The organism is Mesobacillus sp. S13, assembly GCF_020422885.1.
Classification (GTDB): Bacteria; Bacillota; Bacilli; order Bacillales; family Cytobacillaceae; genus Mesobacillus; species Mesobacillus selenatarsenatis_A.
This window is the reverse complement of the sequence record NZ_CP084622.1, coordinates 440,627-467,075: the sequence shown is the minus strand read 5'-3', so window position 1 is coordinate 467,075 and position 26,449 is coordinate 440,627. Positions and strand designations below refer to the sequence as shown.

Annotated in this window: 31 protein-coding genes; 14 read left to right on the top strand and 17 right to left on the bottom strand. The window is 43.5% G+C overall.

Annotated features, from left to right (window positions below; genetic code table 11):
* Window positions 1-44: 44 nt before the first annotated feature.
* Complete coding sequence (locus tag LGO15_RS02360) at window positions 45-1,100, bottom strand: GNAT family N-acetyltransferase (protein ID WP_226086534.1); 1,056 nt, start codon at window positions 1,098-1,100, stop codon at window positions 45-47.
* A gap of 355 nt (window positions 1,101-1,455) precedes the next feature.
* Here LGO15_RS02360 and LGO15_RS02355 point away from each other — a divergent pair, with 355 nt between their 5' ends.
* The 6 genes from LGO15_RS02355 (at window position 1,456) to LGO15_RS02330 (ending at window position 8,595) form a co-directional block, all read left to right on the top strand.
* Window positions 1,456-2,109: an ABC transporter permease gene (locus tag LGO15_RS02355; RefSeq protein WP_226086533.1), complete on the top strand. Its 654-nt coding sequence runs from the start codon at window positions 1,456-1,458 to the stop codon at window positions 2,107-2,109.
* Between the two features lie 24 nt (window positions 2,110-2,133).
* Window positions 2,134-3,099 (top strand): ABC transporter ATP-binding protein, encoded by a 966-nt coding sequence (locus LGO15_RS02350; RefSeq protein WP_226086532.1) that lies wholly within the window; start codon window positions 2,134-2,136, stop codon window positions 3,097-3,099.
* A gap of 16 nt (window positions 3,100-3,115) precedes the next feature.
* A complete protein-coding gene (locus LGO15_RS02345; RefSeq protein ID WP_226086531.1) occupies window positions 3,116-3,859 on the top strand; it encodes an ABC transporter permease in 744 nt (247 codons plus the stop codon).
* Window positions 3,860-3,891: 32 nt separating this feature from the next.
* Complete coding sequence (locus LGO15_RS02340) at window positions 3,892-4,812, top strand: ABC transporter substrate-binding protein (protein ID WP_167832300.1); 921 nt, start codon at window positions 3,892-3,894, stop codon at window positions 4,810-4,812.
* A gap of 260 nt (window positions 4,813-5,072) precedes the next feature.
* Complete coding sequence (locus LGO15_RS02335; RefSeq protein WP_226086530.1) at window positions 5,073-7,226, top strand: ATP-binding protein; 2,154 nt, start codon at window positions 5,073-5,075, stop codon at window positions 7,224-7,226.
* A complete protein-coding gene (locus LGO15_RS02330) occupies window positions 7,201-8,595 on the top strand; it encodes a sigma-54-dependent transcriptional regulator (RefSeq protein WP_226086529.1) in 1,395 nt (464 codons plus the stop codon). The genes LGO15_RS02335 and LGO15_RS02330 overlap by 26 nt, the downstream gene beginning before the upstream one ends.
* 58 nt (window positions 8,596-8,653) lie before the next feature.
* Here the strand turns inward: LGO15_RS02330 and LGO15_RS02325 are convergent, their stop codons facing one another.
* Entirely contained in the window at window positions 8,654-9,169 is a 516-nt protein-coding gene (locus LGO15_RS02325; protein ID WP_167832304.1) for a DoxX family membrane protein, read from the bottom strand.
* Window positions 9,170-9,406: 237 nt separating this feature from the next.
* On the opposite strand from LGO15_RS02325, the gene LGO15_RS02320 reads away from it, so the two are divergent.
* Entirely contained in the window at window positions 9,407-10,147 is a 741-nt protein-coding gene (locus LGO15_RS02320) for a YhcN/YlaJ family sporulation lipoprotein (protein WP_226086528.1), read from the top strand.
* A 131-nt stretch (window positions 10,148-10,278) separates the two neighbouring features.
* On the opposite strand, the gene LGO15_RS02315 is transcribed toward LGO15_RS02320, so the two are convergent.
* Window positions 10,279-10,791 (bottom strand): DoxX family protein, encoded by a 513-nt coding sequence (locus tag LGO15_RS02315; protein ID WP_167832306.1) that lies wholly within the window; start codon window positions 10,789-10,791, stop codon window positions 10,279-10,281.
* A gap of 236 nt (window positions 10,792-11,027) precedes the next feature.
* Here LGO15_RS02315 and LGO15_RS02310 point away from each other — a divergent pair, with 236 nt between their 5' ends.
* The 4 genes from LGO15_RS02310 (at window position 11,028) to LGO15_RS02295 (ending at window position 12,767) form a co-directional block, all read left to right on the top strand.
* Window positions 11,028-11,399, top strand: a complete 372-nt coding sequence (locus tag LGO15_RS02310; protein WP_226086527.1) for a VOC family protein — start codon at window positions 11,028-11,030, stop codon at window positions 11,397-11,399.
* 22 nt (window positions 11,400-11,421) lie between these two features.
* On the top strand, window positions 11,422-11,844 hold the full coding sequence (locus tag LGO15_RS02305) for a DUF1801 domain-containing protein (RefSeq protein WP_226086526.1): 423 nt from the start codon (window positions 11,422-11,424) through the stop codon (window positions 11,842-11,844).
* A gap of 12 nt (window positions 11,845-11,856) precedes the next feature.
* Window positions 11,857-12,321, top strand: coding sequence for an SRPBCC family protein (locus LGO15_RS02300; RefSeq protein WP_226086525.1), 465 nt, complete (start codon window positions 11,857-11,859; stop codon window positions 12,319-12,321).
* 122 nt (window positions 12,322-12,443) lie between these two features.
* Window positions 12,444-12,767 (top strand): hypothetical protein, encoded by a 324-nt coding sequence (locus LGO15_RS02295; RefSeq protein WP_226086524.1) that lies wholly within the window; start codon window positions 12,444-12,446, stop codon window positions 12,765-12,767.
* A 246-nt stretch (window positions 12,768-13,013) separates the two neighbouring features.
* On the opposite strand, the gene LGO15_RS02290 is transcribed toward LGO15_RS02295, so the two are convergent.
* From LGO15_RS02290 to LGO15_RS02280, 3 genes are all read right to left on the bottom strand, one after another.
* On the bottom strand, window positions 13,014-14,198 hold the full coding sequence (locus tag LGO15_RS02290) for an MFS transporter (RefSeq protein ID WP_226086523.1): 1,185 nt from the start codon (window positions 14,196-14,198) through the stop codon (window positions 13,014-13,016).
* A gap of 135 nt (window positions 14,199-14,333) precedes the next feature.
* The gene (locus tag LGO15_RS02285; RefSeq protein ID WP_226086522.1) at window positions 14,334-14,828 is read right to left on the bottom strand and encodes a fasciclin domain-containing protein; all 495 of its coding nucleotides are present in this window, start codon (window positions 14,826-14,828) and stop codon (window positions 14,334-14,336) included.
* A gap of 261 nt (window positions 14,829-15,089) precedes the next feature.
* A complete protein-coding gene (locus tag LGO15_RS02280) occupies window positions 15,090-15,332 on the bottom strand; it encodes a hypothetical protein (RefSeq protein WP_226086521.1) in 243 nt (80 codons plus the stop codon).
* 84 nt (window positions 15,333-15,416) lie between these two features.
* Here LGO15_RS02280 and LGO15_RS02275 point away from each other — a divergent pair, with 84 nt between their 5' ends.
* Window positions 15,417-15,605 carry a transcription initiation factor TFIIIB gene (locus LGO15_RS02275; protein ID WP_226086520.1) on the top strand — a complete coding sequence of 63 codons (189 nt, stop codon included), beginning with the start codon at window positions 15,417-15,419 and terminating at the stop codon, window positions 15,603-15,605.
* 43 nt (window positions 15,606-15,648) lie between these two features.
* Here LGO15_RS02275 and putP read toward each other — a convergent pair whose 3' ends face one another.
* Both putP and LGO15_RS02265 read right to left on the bottom strand, forming a co-directional pair.
* Window positions 15,649-17,118, bottom strand: a complete 1,470-nt coding sequence (gene putP / locus LGO15_RS02270; RefSeq protein WP_167832314.1) for a sodium/proline symporter PutP — start codon at window positions 17,116-17,118, stop codon at window positions 15,649-15,651.
* Between the two features lie 681 nt (window positions 17,119-17,799).
* A complete protein-coding gene (locus LGO15_RS02265) occupies window positions 17,800-18,117 on the bottom strand; it encodes a hypothetical protein (RefSeq protein ID WP_226086519.1) in 318 nt (105 codons plus the stop codon).
* 157 nt (window positions 18,118-18,274) lie between these two features.
* Here LGO15_RS02265 and LGO15_RS02260 point away from each other — a divergent pair, with 157 nt between their 5' ends.
* Window positions 18,275-19,087 (top strand): N-acetylmuramoyl-L-alanine amidase, encoded by an 813-nt coding sequence (locus LGO15_RS02260; protein WP_226086518.1) that lies wholly within the window; start codon window positions 18,275-18,277, stop codon window positions 19,085-19,087.
* A gap of 54 nt (window positions 19,088-19,141) precedes the next feature.
* Here LGO15_RS02260 and pepF read toward each other — a convergent pair whose 3' ends face one another.
* Window positions 19,142-20,959 (bottom strand): oligoendopeptidase F, encoded by a 1,818-nt coding sequence (pepF, locus tag LGO15_RS02255; RefSeq protein WP_226086517.1) that lies wholly within the window; start codon window positions 20,957-20,959, stop codon window positions 19,142-19,144.
* A gap of 132 nt (window positions 20,960-21,091) precedes the next feature.
* Entirely contained in the window at window positions 21,092-21,877 is a 786-nt protein-coding gene (locus LGO15_RS02250; RefSeq protein WP_226086516.1) for an SDR family oxidoreductase, read from the bottom strand.
* Window positions 21,878-22,115: 238 nt separating this feature from the next.
* On the opposite strand from LGO15_RS02250, the gene LGO15_RS02245 reads away from it, so the two are divergent.
* A complete protein-coding gene (locus LGO15_RS02245) occupies window positions 22,116-23,123 on the top strand; it encodes an NADP-dependent oxidoreductase (RefSeq protein WP_413231389.1) in 1,008 nt (335 codons plus the stop codon).
* 86 nt (window positions 23,124-23,209) lie between these two features.
* On the opposite strand, the gene LGO15_RS02240 is transcribed toward LGO15_RS02245, so the two are convergent.
* The 7 genes from LGO15_RS02240 to LGO15_RS02210 all read right to left on the bottom strand — a co-directional run bounded on the left by LGO15_RS02240 (window position 23,210) and on the right by LGO15_RS02210 (window position 26,441).
* Entirely contained in the window at window positions 23,210-23,776 is a 567-nt protein-coding gene (locus LGO15_RS02240; protein ID WP_167832319.1) for a DUF4256 domain-containing protein, read from the bottom strand.
* Between the two features lie 17 nt (window positions 23,777-23,793).
* Window positions 23,794-24,588, bottom strand: a complete 795-nt coding sequence (locus LGO15_RS02235; protein WP_226086514.1) for a nucleotidyltransferase domain-containing protein — start codon at window positions 24,586-24,588, stop codon at window positions 23,794-23,796.
* A gap of 15 nt (window positions 24,589-24,603) precedes the next feature.
* Window positions 24,604-24,960 (bottom strand): hypothetical protein, encoded by a 357-nt coding sequence (locus LGO15_RS02230; protein WP_226086513.1) that lies wholly within the window; start codon window positions 24,958-24,960, stop codon window positions 24,604-24,606.
* Complete coding sequence (locus tag LGO15_RS02225) at window positions 24,960-25,232, bottom strand: hypothetical protein (RefSeq protein ID WP_226086512.1); 273 nt, start codon at window positions 25,230-25,232, stop codon at window positions 24,960-24,962. The genes LGO15_RS02230 and LGO15_RS02225 overlap by 1 nt, the downstream gene beginning before the upstream one ends.
* 12 nt (window positions 25,233-25,244) lie before the next feature.
* Window positions 25,245-25,424, bottom strand: coding sequence for a hypothetical protein (locus LGO15_RS02220; RefSeq protein ID WP_226086511.1), 180 nt, complete (start codon window positions 25,422-25,424; stop codon window positions 25,245-25,247).
* Between the two features lie 527 nt (window positions 25,425-25,951).
* The gene (locus LGO15_RS02215) at window positions 25,952-26,161 is read right to left on the bottom strand and encodes a hypothetical protein (protein ID WP_167832323.1); all 210 of its coding nucleotides are present in this window, start codon (window positions 26,159-26,161) and stop codon (window positions 25,952-25,954) included.
* Window positions 26,162-26,264: 103 nt separating this feature from the next.
* Window positions 26,265-26,441: a DUF4083 family protein gene (locus tag LGO15_RS02210; protein WP_226086510.1), complete on the bottom strand. Its 177-nt coding sequence runs from the start codon at window positions 26,439-26,441 to the stop codon at window positions 26,265-26,267.
* Between the last annotated feature and the right edge of the window lie 8 nt (window positions 26,442-26,449).

Below are 26,449 nucleotides of genomic sequence, written 5' to 3'. Positions count from 1 at the left end.
TAATCCAAAAATATCCACCTCATTCTTTACGAGGTGGATATCGTTTACTTCAGCTCAAAATAATCCATCGTAGATGTCTCTTCAAAACCGCATGACTTATAAAGGTTAAGCGCATTCGAGTTTTCCGCCGCAACCTGCAGCATGATCTCCTGTGCTTCGGCTTCCTTCAGCTTTTCGATGGCCAGCAAAAGAAGCGCCCTCCCATATCCTTTACGGCGGTGCTCCGGCAGCACGCCGAGACCAAAGATGGCACCGAGCTTCGATGTCAGCTGCAGATTCACTTTCCCGATGATTTGCCCTTCTTTTTCAACAAGATAAGAAGTCATCCCGCGCTTTTCTTCTTCCTCTGGCAGAATCATGTCATCCGTACTGACTTCCTCTTCCTTTGGCAAAACCATGCAATCCGATCTGATTTCCTTTTCCTCAGATAAAACCATGTCCTCCGATCTGATTTCCTCTTCCTCTGGCAAAATCATGTCTTCCGCACTGGCTTCCTCTTCCTCTGGCAAAATCATGCCATCGGAACTGGCATCCTCTTCATCGTTAAAATAAATCGCATTCTGCCGGGCGATTTCTTTCGCATCTGCATTCGTCGCTTTCCTGAAAGCAATGCCTGCCAACTTATCTGAAGTAGCGGCAGGATTCTCTTTTTTCAAAAACATCTCATACTCCGAATGCTTGTACTGAGCACCAACTGTAGCAATGAATTTCTGCCCTGATTCTGAGTTACGGTCACTCAACAGCAGCATGCTGCCAGAACCTCTGCGCTTCCATTCTGCCATTACAAGCTCGAACAATTTCCTAAAAACACCCTGGCGCCGGTAAGCAGGATCCACCATACCGTTCACTTCCCACGGACCGCCGAAACTCGAAATCCCCATATAGCCAATCAGCACATCGCCGTCATAGTACATGAACTCATTTATATCCTGAACACCTTTGCTGCTGTCAATGCTGACCCCGAGCTTGTAATCAAGCTCCAGCTTCAATGCAGTCTGGTCATGTTGAATGCAGAGCTCCTCAAGCTTATTAATTGTTTCATAATCTCCCGCATCGATATTTCCCTTCAGTTTAATCCATGGTTTATGTATTTTTTTCACCCTTAGCACTCTCCATATCCCTTACTTCTCTTATTCATCGTATATTTTATTCTATGAAACACCCTTTCACTCCTTTTTCTTCATACTATTTCATAAACTCAGGTTTATCCCCTTTTTACTTCGGGTAGTTAGATAGAATTGAAGATGATCCTCCTTTTTGTAAAAAAATTTTGACAACCCTGTAAAAATTCTTTGCTCTTGTAAAAAAATCTATTAAATGCCGAAATACATAATCAAAGCGCTTGGCCCTTAGTAAAATATGGGGTCAGGCGCTTTTTTGCGTTTTCTTCAAAAATTGGCACGCTTCTTGCAACTATTAAATTTGTACTAGTTATTTAGAAGGAGGTGCAGAAAAATGAGTGATTTATTGAACTACATAATAGAAAACCAGGCTTCGATTTGGACGTATAGTGCCGAGCATTTGCAGCTTGTAGGTTTGTCCATATTGATTGCCATAGCAATCGGGCTTCCCCTTGGGATTTATCTTACAACGAACGAAGAACTGGCTGAGACCGTTCTCCAGGTGGCGAATATCATCATGACGATTCCGAGTATCGCGCTTTTTGGAATCATGATTCCAATTCTGTCGATTATCAATCAGGGAATTGGCTTTGTTCCAGCAGTAATCGCGCTAATTTTATATTCGCAGCTGCCGATCATCCGTAATACATATGTAGCCATCAATAATGTCGATCCCAATATTCGTGATGCCGCCATCGGGCTGGGAATGAGTACAACGCAGCGTCTTCTGCGAGTTGAAATTCCAAATGCCCTTCCTATCATCATGGCAGGAGTCAGGCAGGCCGTTGTCATGAATATCGGAATCGGCGCAATTGCAGCGTTTATCGGAGCTGGTGGTCTTGGTGTATTGATTAACCAGGGGATTTCAAGATCGAACACAACCATGGTACTGGCAGGAGCCATAGCCATTTCTATCCTGGCGATTGTGACAGACGGACTATTGGGGATTCTCCAAAAGCGTATGACTCCAAAAGGTTTTCAAAAATAAATAGAAAGAAGATGGGGTGAAAGTATGATTAAGTTTGATCAAGTCACCAAAGTGTACGGAGATAAAGTGAAAGCTGTTGATAATGTAAGCTTTGATGTACCTGAGGGCAATATCGTCGTTTTCCTGGGGCCATCTGGCTGCGGAAAGACGACAACACTAAGAATGGTAAACAGGCTAGAATCGATTACCGATGGCAAAATTTTCGTCAATGAAACAGATGTGAATTCCTTGAATGACATCGAGCTGAGACGGAATATCGGCTATGTCATCCAGCATAACGGCCTGTTCCCTAATATGACGATTGAAGATAATGTGATGGCTGTCCCAAATTTATTAGGCTGGGACCGAAAAAAGAAAACAGACAGGTATAAATACTTAATGGATCTGGTCGGCCTGAATCCAGATGAATACCGGAAGCGTTACCCGCATGAACTTTCAGGAGGACAACAGCAAAGGATCGGTATCGCCCGGGCGATGGCTGCAGACCCTCCTGTCATGTTGATGGATGAGCCGTTCGGGGCACTGGATCCCGTCATCCGCACACGAATTCAAAATGAATTTTTGCAAATTCAGAAGGAAGTAAAAAAGACGATTCTTTTTGTCAGCCATGATATTGATGAAGCCATCAAAATGGGAGACGGAATCGCGATTTTCAAAGAAGGAAAACTGATGCAATATGATTCTCCAAGCGAACTGCTTGCCCATCCAAAGAATGAGTTTGTCCGTGAATTCGTCGGCAAGGACCGCGCATTGAAGAGTTTAAGCCTTCATACCGTGAAGGATTTGATTTCTGAACGGATGCTGCGAAAGGTGGACGGACCGGAGAAAGCCAACAAAAAGACGGTTTCAGTTGAAACGAATCTAAGGGATGCCTTATCTATCCTGCTCAACCAGGAAGCTGATCAGCTTGTCGTCCAGGCAAACAATAAGCTTGTTGGTGCGATGCAAATTGATGATGTAGAGGCGTATTTGCATCAGCATATTAAGTAACGGGGGGAGAAAAAGCATGAAGAATAAACGTTTTGTATCTTTTGTCATCAAGCTGATCCTCTTCACCCTTGTCGGGAGCTTTTTCGCCTGGTCGTTCAAGTCAGGTTATTATCAGCTGATCATGGACGACGCGGAAGGATTTATCTTTCTATTGAAGCAGCATATCAACATGGTGCTCCTGTCCTCACTGCTGGCAATACTGCTTGCGATTCCGATGGGAATACTGGTTACGAGACCTAAATTCCAAAAGCTCCAATGGCTATTTATGAATACTGCCAATCTTGGGCAGACGATTCCAAGTCTTGCGATACTGGCATTGGCGATGACCTGGATGGGGATCGGTTTTAAACCGGCAGTCTTTGCTCTGTTTCTTTATTCCTTGCTGCCGATTTTACGGAATACTGTAGCTGGAATCAAATCGATTGATCCTGACCTGCTGGATGCAGCGAAAGGAATCGGCTATACACCTGCCCAAATTCTATTGAAAATTGAGCTGCCTAACGCTGCCTACCCTATTATGGCAGGCATCCGGACAGCAGTGGTCATCAATATCGGAACAGCTGCTTTAGCCTATCTGGTTGGCGGCGGCGGATTAGGTGACTGGATTTTCACGGGAATCATGATGAGAGATAACTCTTATCTCCTATCTGGGGCAATCCCGGTTACTTTGCTCGCTCTATTGGCAGATCAATTAATCAGGTTCATTGAAAAACTCGTTATTTCTAAAGGGTTAAGACAAACAGTGACAGTTTCAGATTAAGTCAGAACAAATTTTTTAGGGGGAAAATAAAAATGAAAAAGATTTTATCATTTACCGTATTAATCGCTTTAATGGTTTCACTGCTCTCCGCTTGCAGCAGTGAAGATGACACATCCGCTTCTGCTTCAGACAAAAAGGTTGTCGTCGGTGCAAAAAACTTCACGGAACAATTCGTCCTTTCGAAAATCCTGGCCATCTATTTAAAGGAAAATGGCTTCGAGGTTGAGGAGAAAAACAATATGGCAAGCCAGGTTGTCCGACAGGCATTGGAGAATAAGCAGGTAGACCTTTACTGGGAATATACAGGAACCAGTCTCGTAAACTACAACAAGCTTGATCCTCTTTCCGATTCAGTGGAAGCTTATGAAAAAGTAAAGGAAGTAGACAAAGAAAACGGCCTTGTTTGGCTTGATCAGTCACCATTAAACAATACGTACACATTGATGATGAGAGAAGAAAAAGCAAAAGAACTCGGTATTGAATCAATCAGCGATCTAGCAGCCTACTTGAATGACGGCAACAAATTGTCTTTAGGTGCCGACGCTGAGTTCGCGACACGTCCTGATGGAATCAAGGGTGTGGAAAAAGCTTATGGATTCAAGTTTGGTTCTTCCAACATTAAAAAAATGGACGTTGGCCTATTTTATCAGGCCCTAAGAGACGGACAAGTTGATGTGGCTACAGGCTTCTCAACCGACAGCCGCATCAAAGCTTTCAATCTCGTAAACCTTGTAGATGACAAAAACTTCTTCCCTGCCTACAATGCGGGAATCACCATTCATGAAAAAACGCTTGAAAAGTATCCTGAATTAGAAGAACTTCTCAAGCCTTTAGCTGAAAAAATCAACACAGAAACAATGACGGACCTAAACTATCAAGTCGATATTGAAGAAAAAAGTGAAACAGAAGTTGCCAGAACATGGCTGACAGAAAACGGCTTAATTGAAGAGTAATATGTTTTTGGGGAGGAAATCAGCAATGGTTTCCTCCTTTTTAAAACCTTCATGAGCTAGACCACTTTCTGGTTTTTACATCTTTATGCTCCTATCACATTATACTCAATACTAAAAATGGTTCTCGAAAATACTAACTTCTTCCTTTGTCCTGGAGACCTCCCATAGCAATGAAATAATATGGTATAAAGGTAATAGATTATAAGCTTCCCCGCCTCATTTTTTACTATGAAGGCATGCTGTCAGAAAGGTGAAATCGAATGAAAAGACTTTATCCATCACGATTAACCAAAAGGTTTTTATATCTTACTACCATCATCATTTTTATTCCTCTCCTGATCATATTCATTCTCGCTGCCACTTCTTCAAGAGATATCATAAAAAATCAGACTGAGAATCAGGCGATCCAGGTGACAAGGGTCATGTCCGACAAGACAAGTGACCTATTCAACCTGAAAATCCAGCTGCTGGAGAATATCGTTGAAAATCAGGCTGGAGAGACGGGTAAGTTGGAAGGCGTATTGACCAACCTCGTCGTAAATGATCCTTTCTTTAAAAGAATCCAGATTGTCAATGATGAGAAGGAAAGAATCGTCTATAAAGCTCCTTTTATCGAAAGTGATTCCAAATTGAACTCTGCTGAAGCCAGCTTGTATGCTGAGCTGAAATGGCGCCGCAGCTCTTTTGTCGCTGACTCAATCGCAAAAATGAACGGAGAGCCAACACTTTTGTTTATCGTTCCATTCCAGTCTGATGATGAAGCAGAAGTTGATGGAGGGCTGATCGCTTATGTAAGCCTTGTATATTTACAGAAGTACTTCAAGCAAAATGTCATTGGTGATCACGGCCACAGTTTTCTTTTTAACAATGAAGGAAAGGTATTGTTTGATACAAACGATTTCAGCAAGTCAGGAAGTCTGCTTGGTGAGTATCCATTTGCACGGGAGGCTTTCCTGGACCGGACTGGGGTCTACAGGGGCGAACTATGGGGTGAAGACTCCCTCGTAGCCTATAATCCTGTCGATCGTTTGCCATTTTATACAGCTACCTCCACTCCGCTTACAGAAGCAAATGCTGTCATTGATTCTTTGAAGGATATTTTATGGAAGGGCTTCATCCTGATATTTTTAGCGGCACTCACCTTGCTCATTTTCAGTATCCGCTGGATCATCAAGCCGATCAAAGCCCTCACCCAGCAGGCAGCAAGCTATGCAAAAGGCGGAGACTGGTTTGTTCCTGTACTGGAAAAAGAGGATGAGATCCAAACCTTGTCCAGTACCATGAAGTACATGGCTGAAAGCTTAGTGTCACATGAGCGCCAATTGCAGTTAATTCTGGAATCCTTCCCTTTCGGCGTCTTTGCGATCAATCCTGAAGGCTTCATCAGTTCAATGAATACAACTGCCGGTGATTTATTGAATATCCAAAAAGAAAAAGTCGTTGGAAAGTCGGTCTCTGTCCTGCCGCTGTCTTTTCGAAATCATTTTGAGCAGTGCAAGCATGTATCAAGGAAATTTGACGGGCTTGAAGAGGACTTTATTTTTGAAAGTAAAGGCGGAAAGAAAATCATCAAGCAATCCAGTTCCCCATTATTAGATGAAAATGATCAAGTCATCGGGGTACTGATCACCTTTTGGGATGTTACAAAGGTCCGGCAGCTGGAAACTCATATTCAACGTTCAGAACAACTGGTTGCAATCGGCCAGATGACTGCCGGGCTGGCCCACGAGGTAAAGAATCCACTCGGAACTGTCCAACTTGCAAGTGATCTAATCGCAAGCGAAATAGAGGAAATGACAGCTTCCAGCGAGAGTGAAGCTGCTTCCGTTCAAATCATATCCGAAGCGGCATCGGATATTCAGGATGAAATACAGCGCCTGGACCATCTCGTTAGGAGGTTCCTTCAATTCAGCAGGGAAAACAAAAAGGACGAATCTGTTTTTAACATGAAAACAGTAGCTTCCGAAACCCTTCAGCTTTTATCCCATCAGTTCAGGAAAAAGCAGATTCACGCCACTCTTGAGGCTGATGGTGAGGATTACTTTGTTAAAGGGGACAAAAACCAAATGATTCAGGCTCTCATCAATCTTTTTATCAATAGTATTGAGGCGGTTTCCCATCATGGCCAAATCACTGTTTCCATGGAAAAGCCGAATAGTGATACTATTGAAATACAGATCAAAGATGACGGAATTGGAATTCCCCAGCAGAAGATCAAACGTATCTTCAATCCCTTCTTTTCTACCAAACAAGAAGGTACTGGACTGGGGTTATGGATTACCCATGATATCATTTCTTCCCATAACGGCCATATCGAAGTAGAAAGTGAAATGGGTGAAGGAACGTCCTTCCTGATTTCATTGAAAAAGCACGAGAAAGGCGATCACTATGAAAAAAACAATCTTGTTAGTTGAAGATAATGAAAAATTCCGCCGCCTGACAAAGCTGACCTTACAGAAGGAAGGGTATGCTGTCATCGAAGCCGAAACAGGCAAAATCGCTCAAAGGCTTATGGAAAGCGAGAACATTGACCTTGTTTTACTGGATTTCCTTCTGCCAGACACGACTGGGCTAAAGCTGCTGGAAAAGTGGGCGCCTGCTTTCCCTGATGCTGTTTTCATTCCTTGTACTGCTTACGGAGATATCGAGGATGCTGTCAAAGCGATGAAAATGGGGGCTTATGACTACTTAACAAAGCCAATCAAGGCTGATGAACTAAAGGTCGTCATCAAACGGGCATTTGAAATGAAGCATTTGAAACAAGAAAACAAAGAGTTAAAGCAGGCTGTCCAGCAAAAATATGACCTTCATGGGATGATCGGCAAAAGCCCAAAAATGCAAGAGGTCTACTCGTTAATCGAAAGAGTCGCTAAGCAGGATATCACCATACTGCTAGAGGGAGAAAGCGGGACCGGGAAATCTCGCGGGGCACACGCTGTGCATCTCGAGAGCACCCGGAGGTTAGGTCCATTCATAAAAGTCAATTGCGCCGCCATCCCCTCGAACCTGTTGGAAAGCGAATTATTCGGCTACGAGAAAGGTGCTTTTACCGGTGCTGTCAGGTCCCAGGAAGGCAAATGTGCTGCTGCCGACAAAGGCACTCTATTTCTGGATGAAATTGGCGAAATCTCACTGGATGTGCAGGCAAAGCTCCTGCAATTCACCCAGGACAAGACCTTTACACCGCTCGGCACTTCCAGGGAGGTTTTTTCAGACGTTCGGATCATCGCGGCCACCAACCGAAATTTATGGGAGATGGTCCAGAATGGTGAGTTTCGCGAAGACTTGTATTACCGATTAAATATCATTGGCATCAAATTGCCTCCATTACGGGAGCGTATCGAAGACATTCCCTTGCTCGTCGAACAATTTCTGGCACAGTTTGAAGAAGAACATAGCGGCAGCTATTCAATTTCCAAAAACCTTTTAACAAAACTCACTTCCTATCCATGGCCAGGCAATATCCGTGAATTGCAAAATGCCTTATCCAGGGCAACCGTCCTCTCCCGGTCAGGACAATTGATTCTCGAAGATTTTCCTGAGGAGATCCAGAACCATTTTTCAGCAAAAGAGGCTGAAACATCTGATGCTCCTATCGAACTGACTGACGATTTTTCCTTACCGGAACATCTTGAAAAGGTTGAAAAAGAAGTGATCGAAACCGCTTTGACAAGCGAAAACGGAAACCAGGCACGTGCTGCCGAAGCACTTGGCATCACAAGGCAAGGTCTACTGTACAAGATAAGGAAATACAAAATTCTCAGAAATAACAATGACCTATAAAAAAGGCTGCCGGGAATTCCCGGCAGCCAATATATTTTAAAGGGGGAGTTAAATCAAGTTAAGCAGCGTTGCGTGTTATGTCTTCTTCCCGCTTGAAAACTGTTTTGCGGATGAATGGAACAACCCAGCGGTCTAAACCGTATTTACCTGCGTTGAATCCAGCGGCAAGGATGATGAATCCGAAGAAGATGTCAGTTGGGTTATGAGATACTGTTCCGGCAAGGAAGAAACTGAAGTTCATCACCAGACCGAAGAACATCGCAGCAGTTGTCAGAGTTCCAAGAAGCAAACCAAGACCAACAAGGAATTCCCCTAGTGGTACGATAAAGTTGAAAATGTCTACATTCGGGATTGCGAAACTTTCAAGGAAGTTCACGTACCATCCATAAACCGCGTTTCCGTCTGGGCCTTTAACCGGGTTCGCCACGGCGTTTTTCAAAAATCCAGAAGCATCAAATCCAGGGCCAGTCAATTTACCCCAACCTGCAGTCATCCAGTTGTATCCTAGCCAAACCCTAATGACAGTCAGTATACCAGCAGCAACATTGTTTTCCCTTAGCCATTTTGCAATCATGTTCCTCACTCCAATAAGTTAATTAGTATTAGTACACTTATAAGATATCAAATATATCTCGATAATAGGGCTTTTTGTGAATGTATTCACAATTCTGTTGAAATGTTTTGAACAAATTATGTCAACCAATAATCTACTCCTTATTAGGTTCGCTAAAAAAATATATCCTCCCTGCATACTGCGCCAAATTCAAGCCATCATAAGGACGAATAACTACAATAACAAGGAGTGAATAGCGTGAAAAAATCATTCATTTTAGCAGGATGTGCTGTTTTTACAATGGGGCTTGCCGGATGCGGTGCCAATAACAACGCAGCTGACAATAACCGTGATCAGCAGGTCGAAATCTCGCAGGTCAGACGCGGACCAGCTACCGAAAACAACAAGCTTCAGCTGGCAGATCGTGCAGAGCGCCAGGTTGAACAGATGCCAGAAGTAGACGACGCACGCGTCATCATCTCAGAAAACAATGCATACGTAGCTGTCAGACTTGCGGACAATAACCTGGAGAGCGACGGTAATGCAGAAATCAATGATGCCATGGATGGAAACGGCAGGAATTTTGCCGAGAATGGACGAGTAGACCAGGATGATAGCCGTGATGGAAACGATGGAATCATTGACGGCAAAGGTGATGCAGGAAATGGAGATCGTCAAAATGCTGGCAACACTAATGGCAACAATATTTTTGACAATGATAATAATAACGGCATGGGCAACATGAATGGAATTGGCAATACAGACATGAATGGAAACGCAGCTGGTAATGTCATGAACGGCAATGATGGGCAGCTGGAACAGCAGATTGAACAAAGAGTACGCCAGGCGAATAACAGAATCGACAATGTATACGTGTCGGTTGACCGTAACGCATACGACAGAATGGGAACATTCGCCGACGACATCCGCACCGACAGAAACAGGGATGGCATGTTCGAAGACTTCCGTAATGCAATGGACGGCTTCTTCGGAAGATAACACTTGAAAGCATAGGATCGGATTCCTATGCTTTTTTATAATTACTCAGTCAGTTCTGGAGGAACTATGTATAAAAAAGGCTGCCGGATTTTCCGGCAGCCAAATTATATAAAAGGGGGATTTAAATCAAGTTATGCAGCGTTTCGTTTCACTTCTTCACCGCGTCTGAATACTGTTTTGCGGATGTAAGGTACAACCCAGCGATCTAAACCGTATTTACCAGCGTTATAGCCTGCGAACAGAATGATGAAGCCGAAGAAGATGTCAGTTGGGTTGTGAGATACTGTTCCAGCCAAGAAGAAGCTGAAGTTCATCACCAGGCCGAAGAACATCGCAGCAGTTGTCAGAGTTCCAAGGATCAAACCAAGACCAACCAAGAATTCACCTAGCGGAACGATTGTGTTGAACAAATCAACGTTCGGTAGTGCGAAGCTTTCAAGGAAGTTCACGTACCAGCCGTACACCATGCTGCCATCTGGACCTTTAACAGGATTTGCTACCGCGTTTTTCAAGTATCCAGATGCGTCGAACCCTCCAGTCAATTTACCCCACCCAGCAGTCATCCAGTTATATCCAAGCCATATTCTAATAACAGCCAATAGACCAGCAGCAACATTGTTTTCTCTTAACCATTTAGCAAACATGTTCCTCACTCCAATTAATTATTTATTATTATTACACTATTAAGATATCAAATTCGGCTCAAAAAGAGACTGCGTTGTGACATTAGTCACAATTCTGTTGAAAAGCTATGAACGAATTATGACAGAGGTGATTTTTGGATTTAATGAAGGCTGATTGTAAATTCCAAAATGCTTGTCTATACTAGAATCAAGAAAGATTTCAGAAGATTCGATACAATAAAAGGACGGTAGTGGATATGAAACTCGGTGCATTTTCTGTAAGCTTGACTGTTAAAGACATTGCAGCTTCAAAAACGTTTTACGAAAACCTTGGATTTCAAGCCTTTGGAGGAGACATCAGTCAAAACTGGCTGATTCTTAAGAATGAAAATTGCATTATTGGTTTGTTCCAGGGGATGTTTGAAAAGAATATCCTTACCTTTAATCCCGGCTGGAATGAGAATGCCGAAAATCTGGAAAGCTTCACGGACGTTCGCGAACTGCAAAAGCAGCTGAAAGGAAAAGGGATTAAGTTTTTGACTGAGGCAGAGGAATTCGGAGAAGGTCCGGCTCATTTTACGATTGAAGATCCTGACGGCAATCAGATTCTAGTTGACCAACATAGATAAAAGAAAGGAGACCTTTTGAGGCATGTACGATCTAAAAACAAAGGAAAATGACAATAGTGTCATCGAATTCATTGAAAACGTCGACAGTCCCAAAAAGCGTGAGGATGCTTACAGGTTATTAGATATCTTCACAGAAACGACAGGTTACCAGGCAAAAATGTGGGGGCCTAGTATCATCGGGTTTGGATCCTACCATTACAAGTATGATTCTGGTCACGAAGGTGACGCGCCTCTTGTGGGTTTCTCGCCTCGGAAAGCGAAAATCAGTTTGTATTTTGCCACCGGTGACACAGATAGAGAGGCATTGCTAAAGGAGTTCGGCAAGCATACCTCTGGAAAAGCATGTGTGTACATAAACAAAGTAGCTGATATTGATGTAGAAGTTTTAAAAGCACTAATCAATCAATCTGTTGTATTTTTAAAAGAAAGATATTCCACTACATAAGGAGACATGAAAATGGAACCAATCACAGTTCCCAATCTTTCAGCCAGACCGTTTGGCTTCACGGTAGAGCGCAGAATGTCCTCTTCACCTGATGTTCTTTTTGAGGCATGGACAGAGAAGTTTGACGAATGGTTTGCCGCCCCTGGAACGCTGATCATGAAGGCTGAAGTCAATTCTGTATTTTTTTTCGAAACAGTCTTTAAAACAGAAGAAGATTCTGTTGAGCAGCGCCATCCGCATTATGGCAGATTTCTTCGGTTGATCCCAGGCCGACTGATCGAATTCACCTGGATAACAGGTGCTGGAGGAACGGAAGGTGCCGAAACCGTGGTGACCATCGAACTTGAACCAAGGGAGAATGGCACTTACCTAAGCCTGACTCACAAAGGATTTCCTCACGAAAAATCCCAGAGCCGCCATGATTCGGCCTGGGGAATGATCCTCGAACACCTCGATCAGAAGATGATGGAAAAATAAATAGCTCCATATTCCAGCTTTCCTTCTGAAACAAAAATGTAAATAACTGGACTCTTAATAGTCATATAAAACGGGAATATAGGATTTCAAGAGGAGTTATTTTCGAATGGAGGGAAACGAAAATGAAGAAATCAACCAAAAGCTTTGTACTGGCTTCTTTGCTTTCAGCTGGCGGTGCCGTATTGCTGACAGCTGCTTATCGCAAGAGCCAACGGGACGCGATTCGTTTTCTTGAGGATATAGACATGAGAAACAGCGAGAAAATCGACCAAATGGAGAGTGTCGATGCGGGCATAGACCCAGCAGAAAGAGGTCTCACCCAGCTTGATTCCGCCATGCGCGCAGAATGGCAGGCCAACGGTTTCCCGCAAACACATATGGAAATGGAAGAACTAGCAGAGAAAACTGATGCTGAACAAAATATAAACTACGCACCAACTTTGTAAACAGAAACCCCACCTAGATCCTGCGCCACTCAGACTGTGGACAAACTCATTGAACATGAGCTTGTTTGCAGTTTATTTTTTTGGTGAAGTAAAAATGGAGACACTTTTTTGCGTGTGTTTTGAAAAATGCGACATCCATCAACCTTATGGAGACACATAATCGCGCATGACCTGAAAAATGCGGCTATGCCCCGTCCTTTTAACCATAAACAAAAACCTCGCCAATTTCCCGGCGAGGTTTTTGTTTTACGCACTCTGCGTGAGCCTTTTTTCTTTTTTTCCATGAAGAGTATAGTAGATAAAGACTCCAGCGATGATCAGCGGCACCATTGCCAGATATAATCCGCGATAACCGTAGTCCGGCACCATGTATCCAAGCAGGAATGGGCCGACACCTATTCCGATATCCATCATGATGAAAAAGGTCGAGGTGGCAAGCCCCATGCGATGCGGCGGCGTCATTTTGATGGCGACCGTCTGGGCGACAGATTGAAAGTTTCCGTACCCTAACCCGATGAGCGCGGCAGCCAGAAGGAAGACAGCACCTGAATTCGCCTGGCTCAAGGTAAACATCCCTAACGCAAAAGCCATCATGGCTGGATAAGCAACGAAATTCGCTCCTTTTGCGTCCATCAGCTTCCCTGTGAAAGGACGTGAAAACAAGACGGCCATTGCGTAAACAAAGAAGTACATGCTCCCCGCCTCTGTCAGATCCGCTTCCTTCGCGAATGACGCGATGAACGAAAGGGTCCCAGAGTATGCAAGCGCAATGACGAACATAACGATCGACACTGGCAAAGCATTGGGTTCAAGGTATTTCGCCAAATTGAATCCCCTGCTGCAGGCATCTGCTGCACTACTATCCACAACAGGTTCTTTTACAATCAGGGCTATCGGCAAACAAAGCATACCGACTATGAGCGAGAAAATGAACATGCTTTCGTAGCCATATTGGCTGATCATCGGCAGACCGATCAGTGGGCCGATCGCTGTCGATAAAATCACGCTCAAGCTGAAATAGCTGATTCCTTCGCCTTTCCTGCTGGCCGGAACCACCTGTGCCACTATCGTTCCCGTAGCGGTGGACGCAAACCCAATGCCGATACCGTGGAGAAAACGGACAACCAGCAGGACATAAATATTGGAGGGAATGAGATAAAGAGCAGTAATCACAACGAAAAACAAAATCCCGCCAATCAGCATCCTTTTACTGCCGATTCTCGCAACCTCTTTGCCCCCATACAATCTGGCAAAAAGAACGCCGATAATGAAAATACTAGAGGCCAGGCCGGCCATGCTCGTTGACGCATCATAAGCATCGGTCGCATAGGAAGCCATCGTCACAATCAATAGATACATAGAAAGCATCATCACGAAATTCACAAGTGAAACCGAAATGAAATCCTTCGTCCATAATTTTTCTTTCTGCATATATTCACCTTCTAAGTTGTACAACATATTTCGAAAACCGAATTAATTATACCGTTTTTACAAATGTATGTCTATGGAGGTGAACTTTTTGAACATGAAAAAGACTGAATCCTCACCGGATCCAGTCATGCACAATTATTTTGGCAGTAATACTTTATCAATAACATGGATGACACCGTTCGACGCTTCAACATCTGGAGTTACGACATTTGCATCATTTACCTGAACAGGGTCAAGTGAGATGGTTACATTTTTCTTCGCAAGTGTCTGTGCCTGCATGCCTTCTTTCAAGTCACCGGACATGACTTTGCCAGGAAGCACATGGTACAGCAAGATATCCTTAAGATCCTTTCTTGCTAGTAACTGATCTGCTGTAATCCCTAAATCCTTCAAAAGCTTATTGAACGCTTCATCTGTCGGAGCGAAAACGGTGAACGGCCCTTCCCCTTTCAACGTTTCAACAAGACCTGCTTTCTCGAGGGCAGCTGCTAGAATTTTAAAATTACCTGCAGCTACTGCCGTATGGACAATATCCTTTTTGTTCCCCGAGTTGTCCGCAGCAAAACCAGGATTCGCTGCTGACATGACCATCAACACTGCAAAAAGCACAACCGCAAACTTCTTCAACATGAGAATCACTCCTTTTTCCAATAGAGGCATGTTTAACCTCTGTATTTTACAAAAGGTAGTATTCTCCAACATTTATGATTTATCCACAAATTATAATGACTGATTTGATAGGATTCTGTGCATTTACTACATTTCTTCTTTTTGATCTTTCGGCAATAAAAAAACAAAAGATTTCGCTATCGCCTTTTACAAACTTACTCCTCTTTCAGCATATTGATGTGTTCTATATGACCTTTCGTAGGATAGTCACCATATTTGGGCTTAGAATTTTTCTATGTGACCTTTTCCAGGTTCCAGCTTCGTTTTGGGCTTATAGAATCTCCCTATGTGACCTTTTTCGGCTTCCCGCATCATTTTGGGCTTATAGAATCTTCCTATATGACCTTTTTCAGCTTCCAGCCTCGTTTTAGGCGTATAGAATCTCCCTATGTGACCTTTTACTGAGTAACCGCCCCTTTTTGAGCTTATAGAACCTCTAAAGCTTCCTTTTTCATCTCTTTCCAAAATCACCACATAATCAAGTTCTTGAAACTTCCCGCACACCCATACGTAGATTCACTATAAGCATTTTTGAAAGGGATGATTACTATGAACTATGCAAAAGAATGTCCTAAATGCGGTAGTACGGAAATCGGTAAAGGTAGGCAGGCTGGATATGCAGTTATGTATCCCGAAAACAAGGTGATGAGCCTCGGCTCTGAGATTCTCCACATTATTTGCACGGACTGTGGATACATCATTGAAAGCTTTGTAAAAAAGCCGGAAAAATTCAAATAAAGGGCTGCCAGCAATATATACTGGCAGCCCATTTCTTCTATTTTTACTCAGACATAATGTTTTCCATTTCTTTAAACTCTTCTTTTACCGCTTTGCCTGGTCCAGTTGTGATTTTACTTACCACAATGACGGCAATCAAGCTTAAGAAGAATCCAGGGACCATTTCATACAAGAATGCTGACAATCCATCGATACTGATCCAGATGATGACGGTCAATGCACCGACGACGATACCGGCTAGCGCACCCCAACGGTTCATCTGCTTCCAGTACAGGCTCAGCAGCATGACTGGTCCAAATGCGGCACCGAATCCAGCCCATGCATTACCGACCAATGAAAGGATTGTATCATTAGGAGTATAAGAAAGTGCAATACCTACTAATGCGACAAGCAATACGGCTGCACGGCCGACAAATACCAATTCTTTGTCACTTGCTTCGCGGCGGAAGAACGCTTTGTAAAAGTCCTCCGTCAATGCACTTGAAGTAACGAGCAGCTGTGAAGAAATGGTACTCATGATCGCAGCCAAAATCGCAGCTAGCAAGAATCCAGTGATATAAGGATTGAACAGGATGTTCGCAAACATGATGAATACTGTTTCAGGATTTTCAAGCGTTACATTGTTCACTTGTACATAAGCGATTCCGACAAGACCAACAGCCAAAGCACCAATGATGGAAACGATCATCCAAGTCATCGCGATTCTGCGCGCAGGCTTCAGCTCATCCACTGATTTGATCGCCATAAAGCGCACGATGATATGAGGCTGGCCAAAGTAACCAAGACCCCATGCCAATAGAGAAACAATACCAAGGAATGTCGTACCTTTGAAAAGATCCATCAAAGTAGGATCGATTGAACCAACTGTGTCCATTACGTTTCCAGGACCGCCAAGCTCTGTAAAAGCAACAACAGGCACCAAGACAAGAGCAAGGAACATGATGACACCTTGAACAAAGTCAGTCAAACTAACAGCAAGGAAACCACCGAACAGAGTATAAACAATAACTACACCAGCTGTCACGAACAAGCCCATACGATAATCAAGCCCGAATGCCGACTCAAACAAAGTACCGCCTGAAACTAGACCCGCTGAAGTATACAGCGTAAAGAAAATGATGATAACGACTGCAGATACAGAACGCAGGATTTTCGTCCTATCTGAAAAGCGGTTTTCAAGGAAATCGGGGATTGTGATTGAATCATTTGCCAGCTCCGTATACGTTCGAAGTCTTGGAGCTAAGATGAGGTAGTTCAAATAGGCACCAATCGATAAACCAATTGCGATCCAAGCACTGGAAATACCTGATGTATACATTGCGCCAGGCAAACCCATCAGCATCCATCCACTCATGTCGGACGCACCAGCTGAAAGCGCCGTTACAGACGGTCCAAGACCACGTCCGCCAAGCATATAGTCTGATAGATCAGACGTTTTGCGGTATGCATACAATCCAATCAGGATCATTGCGATAAAATAAATTGCTAAAGAAACAAATACTTCAAAAGACACCAAATCTCTCCTTTTCGTTTTCCCTAAACGAAATAATTAACATAGTGGTTTACATATCGGCTAATGTTGAAGAATGAAATTGAATTCTCAAATATAAATGGTATAAAAGCTAACCAGCCGTACCACACAGAAAAAATTCTTATGTTAATTATGTCGTCCAAGTTTTTCCTGCCCTCATGGGGCTTACGGTTATTTAACCTAACAAACATCCAGAATTGTTTCAAGGATGTTACATGATTATGTGAACAGCTAAAAACCGCGTCATGACTAACATCAAGGTAATGGTAACGCTTTCAAAATTTATTGAAGTAAATATATTATGAATATTCAGAATAAGTTATTCAGCAATTAAACGAGCACAATTTTGCAAAAAAAAAATCCCTTGGATCAGGGATTTTCTCTTGAATATAAATTGCATGATAAGTTGATGATTTGCTCGATTTATTTAAATAAATGTACGGTTGGATCTTACTTGCACGTTCTTTTAGGCTAAATTCACGATTAAATGGATTATTTGCACGTTCTTTTAGATTAATTGCACGGTTAAACAAATTAATTGCACACTCTTTTATGATAATTGCATCCTCGACAGCTGGAATTGCACGCTCAACAGCCGGAATTGCACACTAAATACGATTAATTGCACTTTCATCCATATTAAGGAAAAAACCTCTAATACCCTTAATGTGTTGAATAAATAAACAAGTAAATTGCCATCAACAGGCTGCTGATCCCAAGCACGGCCAGGGATCCATAAAACACTTTTCTCCATGTTTCCCCGATGAAATAGATGTTCAGCAAAAAGTAATAAATCAAGGCACTTCCTCCGATGAACAGCAAATATTCCTTGAGATATTTTGCTGGCATGGGGTTTGTGACACTGGTCAGAGCCAGTCCGGCAAAGATGAATACACCGATGATATTCAAGATCTTTTTGAAATCTGCTTCCGGGGTCCCCTCTATTTCAACATTTTGCGATGTCTGCATTTTCGTTTCCATCCTACCACCTCAAATAAAAAGTCTTATTTCTTTTACGGTCCAAAACAAGAAATGTTCCGTCAAAAATGAAGTTAACTTTTCCCAGCCGAGACATGCACCCTTACCAATACTTTTCTCCTACATATTATATAAAGACCAACTAAAAGGAGGAGGTTATATGAAACTTTATTTAGATCCAGGCCATGGCGGCTCGGATCCTGGAGCACAGGGAAATGGTCTTCAGGAAAAAGATTTCACTCTCGATATTGCACTTAAAATTCGTTCCATTCTGGAAAACAACTATGAAAATATCGATGTCAGGATGAGCAGGACAAGTGATGTGACAAAAAGTCTGCAGCAGCGGACAGATGAGGCCAACGCTTGGGGCGCTGACTTTTACCTATCAATCCACATCAATTCCTTCAACGGTTCTGCCAGTGGATATGAAGATTATATCTATATCGGGCTTTCGGATAATTCAGCAACCGCAAGATACCGGGACATCATCCACACGGAAGTGATGAAGCTGAATCAACTCGGTGACCGAGGAAAGAAAAAAGCAGATTTCCACGTACTGCGAGAATCCACGATGGATGCCATGCTCTCTGAAAATGGCTTTATCGACAATGATCAAAACGCAGCCCTTATAAAACAGGAATCCTGGAGAACCAATGTTGCCCAGGGGCATGCAAACGGCATTGCAAAAGCGTTCAACCTTTCAGAAAAAAATACGCCACCAGGCGGGGGATCATCTAATCCTGGAACACTTTATAAAGTGATTGCAGGCTCCTTCAAACAAAGAGCGAATGCCGAGAAACGAGCGGCAGACCTGGAATCAAAAGGATTCGAAAACTTCATTGCCACATCGGAGATTTCCGGCGAGACCTGGTACCGTGTACAAGCTGGTGCTTTTACAAAACGAGAAAATGCCGAAGCTCGAGTCCGGGAGATCGAGAGCAAGGGGATCGATGCTTTTATTTCGACTGATTGATATGTAATCTGTGGCCGAATCCTAAATTAGGATCCGGCCTTTTATTATATAAAATTACTCTTCAAAACTTTCCTCCAGCTCCGTGATCAGTTCACCAACATACGAGACTGCCTCGCGGATCGGCTCAGGCTTGGACATATCGACTCCAGCCTTTTTGATCAATTCCAGTGGCTTCATCGTCCCGCCAGCTCTCAATACGTCTAGCCATTTTTCCACTGCCGGCTCGCCTTCCTCAAGAATTCGTTTTGAAACTAGAGTTGAGACCGTTAACCCGGCTGAATAAGTATATGGATACAAGCCCATATAGTAGTGCGGCTGGTGCATCCAGGTCAATCCGGCACCTTCATCCAGCTCGACTGAGTCTCCCCAGAAGTTTTCAAGGACTTCCAGCTTTAACTTGGACAATAGGTCGGCAGTCAGCGGTTCACCTTCTTCAGCCAGATCGTAAACCTTACGCTGAAGCTCTCCCTCAAGCAAATGGGTAACAAAATTATGATAATACGTCCCCAATAGCTGTAGGATGATCCAGCGTCTTTTCCGCTTGTCCTCCGTATTCGATAACAAGTGGTTTCCGAGCAGCATTTCATTCATCGTCGAAGGCGCTTCGATAAAATATCTAGATGGCCGGGTATTGACCATCCTTTGATTCTTTCCTGCCAGGTAAAAATGTCCTGCATGCCCCAATTCATGGGCAAGCGTGAAGGCACCGCGCATCGTATCCGGCCATGTCATCAGGACATATGGATGTGCACCGTAGGGACTCGAGCAAAAAGCACCCGTACTCTTGCCTACATTATCAGCATAGTCCACCCATCTCTCCGATAAAGCCGTCTGGATCATTTCGCTGTACTCCTGCCCCATGATTTCGAGCGCTTCCTGAACCGTTTCAGCGGCCTCATCATAGCTGGTCTCTATTTTATAATCAGGATCCAGCGGCGCTTTTAGATCAGCATTCGTCATCTTATCAAGCCCTAAGACGCGTTTTTTCAGTTTAGCATAACGCCTCATATGCGGAGCAAGCTCTTCCTGGATGATGTCCAACTGGTTATCATACATCTCCCGGGTGACCTGCTGATCATGCAGCAGCATGTCGGTGACAGAATCATAGTTCCTTAACTTCGCCATCGCCACCTCCTGATTCACCTGGGTCGCGTAGGTTGCTGCGAATGTATGCTTATACTGATTCAAGGCTTTATTAAAAGATTCATATGAATTGTGGCGCACGGTTGCTGTCGGTGAAGAGGCATATTTCCCCGCGTACAATGCAAATGATAATGGAATCTCATTTCCCTCATCATCGATAAAAGGTTCAAACTGCATATCAGACAATTTCCCGCGATTGTAGATATTATATGGGGAACTAAACAGTGACCCAAGAGCTGCAAGTGTTTCCTCTGTTTCCTCTCCGAGTGCATGAGGCTTGCGATCCTGTAAATCATTCAGATACTTCTTATAAGGATCCAATCCGGGCTCCTCTTTTAAAAATTGGTCTAACTTACCCTCCGGAAGCTTGATGATTTCCGTCTCTATAAATGCCAGCTCCGAATTGACAGTTGACTGAGCATCACTTGCCTTAGCACCATCCTTCTGTCTTTCCGGATCGGTATGGTCCACCGATTGCCGCAGATTGGCGTACATTGACACAAGGTTGAAACGTTCCAACAGCTTCTCCTTGGCCTCAAGGCATTCCAGCAGCTCACCTGCACTATCGCCAAGCTTCCCCTTATATTTAGTGACTTCCGGCAAGTCATCCTTGACCGCCTTCAGCTCCTTCTCCCAATCACTTTTTGTTTTAAAAAGAGCACCTAAATCCCAGGTTTGCATTTCATCGACATCCTGTCTCTTTATTCGCTCATTTGATTTTTTTGCCATACTTTCGCCTCCTTGCGGTTATTTCGTCTATTAAGCTATACCACAACAAACATCCTCTACACGTTGAATTTGATGGAAGCCCCACACGAAGAAGCCTGGCACTCAACAAATGCCAGGCTTCACTTCTCTAAATTAAATTTCCATCGTCCATCTTTCTTCCTGCGTTTTTTTCAGCTGCTTTTCCGTCTCCTCAGGATAAACATTCCGGAATTTATGGTGATCTGCAGGGATGATTTCTACCATTTTCGCAATCATATCCTCAGGATCAAATTGGTCCTTCAGTCCTTCCTCTTGCTTCTTCATATCCTCTTTCCTGGTAAAATTCTTCTCCTCATCGTACCACTTCCACTTTTCCTCAGCCGCTCGCTTGTTGAAACCTGTTTCGAATGCTCCAGGGTTAATCGTCGCTACTTGTACATTGTGCTTTTCCAACTCCGACTTCATCGTTTGGGCGATTCCCTCGATCGCATGCTTCGTCGCCGTATACGGTCCGACATAAGGAGTGGCCGAAATTCCTGCCATCGAGCTCATGAAAATGATTTTTCCGCTTCCTTTCTCGACTAGCTTCTTAGCTGCCATTTGCACAGTTTCCAGCGTTGAGAAAACGTTCACCTCAAAAAGCGCCCGGATCCGGTCCATCGGCACCTCAGCCAGCGGTCCGCCTTCATTGATCGCCGCATTCGCAACAAACACATCAAAATCATACTCCTTGATTTGCTCACGATCCCGCTCATTGGTAATATCCAGCTTGAACACTTCCATATCAAGCCCCTGCTCCTCTGCCTCCCGCATCAGATCCGTCTTCTGGGAAGTCAGCTCAGTCGTCGCAATCACCCTGTGTCCTTTTTTCGCAAGTCCAAGTGAAGCCCCACGGCCAAGCCCGCTGCCAGCTCCTGTGATAAAAATCGTTTTAACCATTTCCGATTCCTCCTAGCGATTTCAATTAATAGTTTCATCTTCCCGGGAGGAGGATAGGTAAAACATAGAATGAAAACCAGTGACAGAAAATGCTAGTATCCTACTTTGAATTGATTTGCTCTCTACTATATGTATTTTTCCCTCCTATCAGTTACGTCACCATAACAAATCGGTGAATTTGAATACACCATTCTCTCCCTGTATATTAAGGTAGAGAACAATAGGAAGGGTGATTACGATTCAAAAGCAAATACAGCTAAAAAAGAGACCAACTGGAGTCCCTACACATGAGCATTTTGAATTTGTAGAAGGACCTATAGAAAAACCAGGTAAAGGAGAAATACTTTTACAGACCATTTATATTTCGGTCGATCCTTATTTACGCGGACGCATGAATGACACCAAATCCTATATCCCGCCGTTCAAATTGAACGAGCCTATCTCAAGTGGCGTGATCGGAAAAGTGGTTGAATCCCAGTCAGATCTTTTTGAAGTGGGCGATTTCGTTATCGGCTCATTAAACTGGCAGGAATTTTCCATCGCAAAAGAAAATACAGTCCGTAAAATTGACCCGAACCTGGCACCAGTTTCGGCATACTTAAGTGTTTTAGGCATGACTGGCCTTACAGCATACTTTGGTTTATTGGACATCGGCAAGCCGAAAGCAGGAGAAACAGTCGTTGTTTCCGGTGCTGCTGGAGCTGTCGGTTCCATCGTGGGTCAGATTGCAAAAATCAAAGAGGCAAGAGTCGTTGGCATTGCTGGCTCCGATGAGAAGGTCCGTTATCTTCTGGAAGACCTTGGATTTGATGCAGCCATCAACTACAATACACAGGATGTAGGCAGCGCCCTGAAAGAGGCATGTCCTGATGGAATCGATGTCTATTTTGAGAACGTCGGCGGAGAGATTTCCGATGCGATCTTCCCTCTCTTGAACAACTTCGCAAGAATTCCTGTCTGCGGAGCGATCTCGGCGTATAACCAGTCAGAGCCAGATGTAGGGCCTCGAGTTCAAGGTTACTTAATCAAGACAAGTTCATTGATGCAAGGGTTCACAGTCGGAAACTATTCATCACGCTTTGGCGAAGGTGCCAAAGAATTGGCGAGCTGGCTTCTAGAAGGAAAATTGAAATATGAAGAAACGGTTACAGAAGGTTTTGAGAATACAATTGACGCATTTTTGGATCTGTTCAAAGGAGCGAATCTCGGAAAAGCGATCGTAAAAGTTGCAGATACTGATAAATAATAGAGAAAGCCGTTCCGGAGACATATTCCCGGAACGGCATTTCTTTTACCAGTAAACTTCACTGTTTTCTTTTCCAGCTAAAACTACTATACCCTTAGCAAGCCCCTAAACCCTCTTGCAGCATAATAGGAATCGGCACCATTGTGGTAGACAAAAACAGTGTCATAGCGGCGATCACAAAATAGTGCTCCGCCAAGCTTTCGGATATTGTCAGGTGTTTGCACCCAGCTCGACGTCTTCAAGTCGAACTTTCCTAGTGTCTGCAGCTCCCGGTATTGTTCCTCCGTTAAAAGCTCAATGCCCATCGCATTCGCCATGTCCATCACACTGTTTTCTGGCTTGTGCTTTTTCCTTGATTCCAATGCTTCACGGTCGTAACAAACACTTCTGCGGCCTTTAGGGCTTTCGGCTGCACAATCATAAAAAATATATTCTCCCGTAGTTTGATCGAATCCAACCACATCCGGCTCTCCCCCGGTAGCCTCCATTTCATTGAGCGACCATAATTTATCAGGGTTGCTTTCGAGCTTAGCTACCACGTCAGCCCAATCAAGTCCTTCATGTCTGCTCATATTTTTCTCAAAACGGGCTATCAAAGTTCCCAGTAGTTCTTGCTGCTGTTCCCTTGTCAGCTCTTTATTTTCCTTTGCCATATTGATGTTCCCCCTTGTCATATTCTCTCATGCCAAACTTCCTCTAACGTGCTCCTGAACAGCTGGTCAAGCTGCGGTGTAAAATCCGTCAACTCCACATTCAGCGTTGTGGTATATTCTTTCAGGCGCTCGATTTCCCCGTTCAGGAAATGGTTGATAACGTCAATCTTCAGTCCGTAGTCCAGTTCATCCCCGCTGATTTTCCGTTTTAATAAGGTATGAATTGCGTCCTTCAATTCACCTTCCGGCAGCAGGTCCTCCAATAACCTCGGAAATTCTAGCGGCGGAACCTCATTGTATTTCTCGATCCATTGGGCAGCCAGGACCGGTCTTAGCACATTGATATAGTTTTTTATCTTGACTGGTCCTTCCGGCAAGCACTTCTTGAAATTATTACTCGCCATATTCAAATAATGATGCAGACAGGAGTTTGGAGCGAAAACAAGTTTGCTGAGCTCCTTCATCTTATCAATGGTAGAGAAAGCCTGATAATATACGATTCCAGAACTCAGCCATTCCATCAGCGGCGGATTCGATTTTCTGAATAACTTTAAAGCCTTGGTCAATTCCCAGCCGGTTATATCAAGCAAATCATTAATCGGCAAATCGATCACATCTCTTTTTTTGCCGATTCCCATCTGGTCGATACTCAGATAATCTTCTTTTTTATGTACATAGATGAACCGGACATCATAATCGCTGTCCTTCGACGGAAACCCCCAGGCTCTGCTTCCGGATTCGACTGCATATAGGATTTTCACATCGAAATCTTCCTCTATTTTTGCCAGGGACTGTAAAATCGTTTCCTTCACAACCACTCTCTCCAATCACTTCGAAGATTTCATAGCCCACCTTACGGCTAAAAAGAGATACAAAAATGCAACATACAAGACCACACCGCTCATATATAAGACAGGATCTCCTGAATCCCTATTCATGCCGTGGAGCAGGTCATACTCTTCAGCTGATATAAAATATGACCAAATCACTAATAAAGTAAACATCAACAAGAAGAAGGCAAGAATAGCTTTTTTGTGAAAAATCAACCTCTTGAAACTCACCTTCAATGCTTCGAAAAACGGAGCATCTGCGCTGCTTTCCATTTTACCGTTAAAAGGAGTCAGGAAATAGACCATCAAGCCTCCCCAGACAATCGCAAAAACGACTATTGCAGAGAATGGCACTATAATTCCCTCTCTTTGCCTTCCAGATACTTTTTATACGCACCCGGACTTTTCAAATGCTCTGGAACGACTTTAACCACCTGCTCTTGAACTGCCTTCGACTCAGGCGAATGGACCGCCAGCCTTTTACGAATATCATTCAGCAAATAAATCCCCCGGAATAAACTGCCTGCAATCACTCCAAATGCAACAATCCCGCCAATAATCGGTCCCATGACGAATAAAAAATAGCCAAGAACCATGCTCAGTAGGATGGATAAAAACAAGTACATGCCCGTTCTCCCCTAATTCAATAGAATAAAATTCCCGCGCAGCTCGCTCTCGCTGATGGCTATCCTGGTCGACAAGTCCTTTGTTCGCAGCACATACTCTTTGACACCGATGAATTCGGACTCAACAATCATATAAAATTGTGTTCCTTTCTTAAAACCCTTGAAATTCTTTTTCAGCATATATCTCTTCATTCTCGTTGCTCCTGTACTAGTCGTCTTCGTTTATTTCAACAAAAAGAAGCGTGAATCCTCCATGATCAACGCTTCTCTTGATGTTTTTCTATTGATAAGGCACAGTTAGACTCGGCAGTTGATTAAAAAAACAACATTTTGCTATATCCGAGCCATTGAAAAAAAAAGCCACTATTTTTATGACAAGTTTCAGGTGTTAGAGCCCTAAGCTGTCAAGAAAGCGCAGGTTTTATGACAGGTTTCAGATGATAGAGCTCAAAGCTGTCAAGAAAGCGCCGGTTTTGTGACAGGTTTTCGGTGATAAAGCTCAAAGCTGTCAAGAAAGCGCCGGTTTTATGACAGCTTTCAGGTGATAGAGCCCTAAGCTGTCAAGAAAATGCCGTGTTTATGACAGGTTTCAGGTGATAAAGATCAAAGCTGTCAAGAAAGCGCCTTTTTTGTGACAGGTTTCAGGTGATAGAGCTCAAAGCTGTCAAGAAAGTGCCGTGTTTATGACAGGTCTATTTCAGCCTTACAACATGGCTCCTCTACCGTGAAGCTTTCGGCGGCTGGCACACTTCGCACTTACGCTGATGGTTGTCCTTGAATTTCTTGAAGGTTTTTTCAAAGTTGTTGCCACATTCGCATTTGAAAAGTAATTTTTGCGAAAAACCGTGGTACTCTGTCGTCAACAGCTTACTCTCTGAATTTTTCTCTACAAACTCTTTAATTTTTTCAATTGTCCATCGCTTATTCATCTTTTAGTCCTCCATATATGATCGCCATGCGGAGGCTTTTCAGGCATCCGTGCAATTCGTATAAATCTAAGTTCCTATTATAGCATGTAGCCAGGGACTTGTTTTACTCTTTATTGTTCTTTTCAAGCAGTTCGATTATTCGGTCCAGTTTTTGTTCTACGCTCTCAGCGGCGTCAGGTTTCCTTTTGATAAGTGATGTGACAACATAGAAAACTGCAGCCACAATGCCCATTAATAAGATGAAAAATATCAATTGAAATAAAAGATCCCCAATATTCATCGTGTCTT

Excerpts from the sequence above, each read along its gene's own strand:
- pepF (WP_226086517.1), bottom strand. The coding sequence starts at position 20,959 with ATGGCAAAAAAATCAAATGAGCGAATAAAGAGACAGGATGTCGATGAA.
- LGO15_RS02310 (WP_226086527.1), top strand. The coding sequence starts at position 11,028 with ATGAAACTCGGTGCATTTTCTGTAAGCTTGACTGTTAAAGACATTGCA.
- LGO15_RS02350 (WP_226086532.1), top strand. The coding sequence starts at position 2,134 with ATGATTAAGTTTGATCAAGTCACCAAAGTGTACGGAGATAAAGTGAAA.
- LGO15_RS02265 (WP_226086519.1), bottom strand. The coding sequence starts at position 18,117 with ATGGAAACGAAAATGCAGACATCGCAAAATGTTGAAATAGAGGGGACC.
- LGO15_RS02275 (WP_226086520.1), top strand. The coding sequence starts at position 15,417 with ATGAACTATGCAAAAGAATGTCCTAAATGCGGTAGTACGGAAATCGGT.
- LGO15_RS02210 (WP_226086510.1), bottom strand. The coding sequence starts at position 26,441 with ATGAATATTGGGGATCTTTTATTTCAATTGATATTTTTCATCTTATTA.
- LGO15_RS02295 (WP_226086524.1), top strand. The coding sequence starts at position 12,444 with ATGAAGAAATCAACCAAAAGCTTTGTACTGGCTTCTTTGCTTTCAGCT.
- LGO15_RS02290 (WP_226086523.1), bottom strand. The coding sequence starts at position 14,198 with ATGCAGAAAGAAAAATTATGGACGAAGGATTTCATTTCGGTTTCACTT.
- LGO15_RS02335 (WP_226086530.1), top strand. The coding sequence starts at position 5,073 with ATGAAAAGACTTTATCCATCACGATTAACCAAAAGGTTTTTATATCTT.
- LGO15_RS02285 (WP_226086522.1), bottom strand. The coding sequence starts at position 14,828 with ATGTTGAAGAAGTTTGCGGTTGTGCTTTTTGCAGTGTTGATGGTCATG.
- LGO15_RS02240 (WP_167832319.1), bottom strand. The coding sequence starts at position 23,776 with ATGGCAAAGGAAAATAAAGAGCTGACAAGGGAACAGCAGCAAGAACTA.
- LGO15_RS02325 (WP_167832304.1), bottom strand. The coding sequence starts at position 9,169 with ATGATTGCAAAATGGCTAAGGGAAAACAATGTTGCTGCTGGTATACTG.
- LGO15_RS02215 (WP_167832323.1), bottom strand. The coding sequence starts at position 26,161 with ATGAATAAGCGATGGACAATTGAAAAAATTAAAGAGTTTGTAGAGAAA.
- LGO15_RS02250 (WP_226086516.1), bottom strand. The coding sequence starts at position 21,877 with ATGGTTAAAACGATTTTTATCACAGGAGCTGGCAGCGGGCTTGGCCGT.
- LGO15_RS02345 (WP_226086531.1), top strand. The coding sequence starts at position 3,116 with ATGAAGAATAAACGTTTTGTATCTTTTGTCATCAAGCTGATCCTCTTC.
- LGO15_RS02220 (WP_226086511.1), bottom strand. The coding sequence starts at position 25,424 with ATGAAGAGATATATGCTGAAAAAGAATTTCAAGGGTTTTAAGAAAGGA.
- LGO15_RS02300 (WP_226086525.1), top strand. The coding sequence starts at position 11,857 with ATGGAACCAATCACAGTTCCCAATCTTTCAGCCAGACCGTTTGGCTTC.
- LGO15_RS02305 (WP_226086526.1), top strand. The coding sequence starts at position 11,422 with ATGTACGATCTAAAAACAAAGGAAAATGACAATAGTGTCATCGAATTC.
- LGO15_RS02330 (WP_226086529.1), top strand. The coding sequence starts at position 7,201 with ATGAAAAAAACAATCTTGTTAGTTGAAGATAATGAAAAATTCCGCCGC.
- LGO15_RS02355 (WP_226086533.1), top strand. The coding sequence starts at position 1,456 with ATGAGTGATTTATTGAACTACATAATAGAAAACCAGGCTTCGATTTGG.
- LGO15_RS02315 (WP_167832306.1), bottom strand. The coding sequence starts at position 10,791 with ATGTTTGCTAAATGGTTAAGAGAAAACAATGTTGCTGCTGGTCTATTG.
- LGO15_RS02260 (WP_226086518.1), top strand. The coding sequence starts at position 18,275 with ATGAAACTTTATTTAGATCCAGGCCATGGCGGCTCGGATCCTGGAGCA.
- LGO15_RS02225 (WP_226086512.1), bottom strand. The coding sequence starts at position 25,232 with ATGTACTTGTTTTTATCCATCCTACTGAGCATGGTTCTTGGCTATTTT.
- LGO15_RS02340 (WP_167832300.1), top strand. The coding sequence starts at position 3,892 with ATGAAAAAGATTTTATCATTTACCGTATTAATCGCTTTAATGGTTTCA.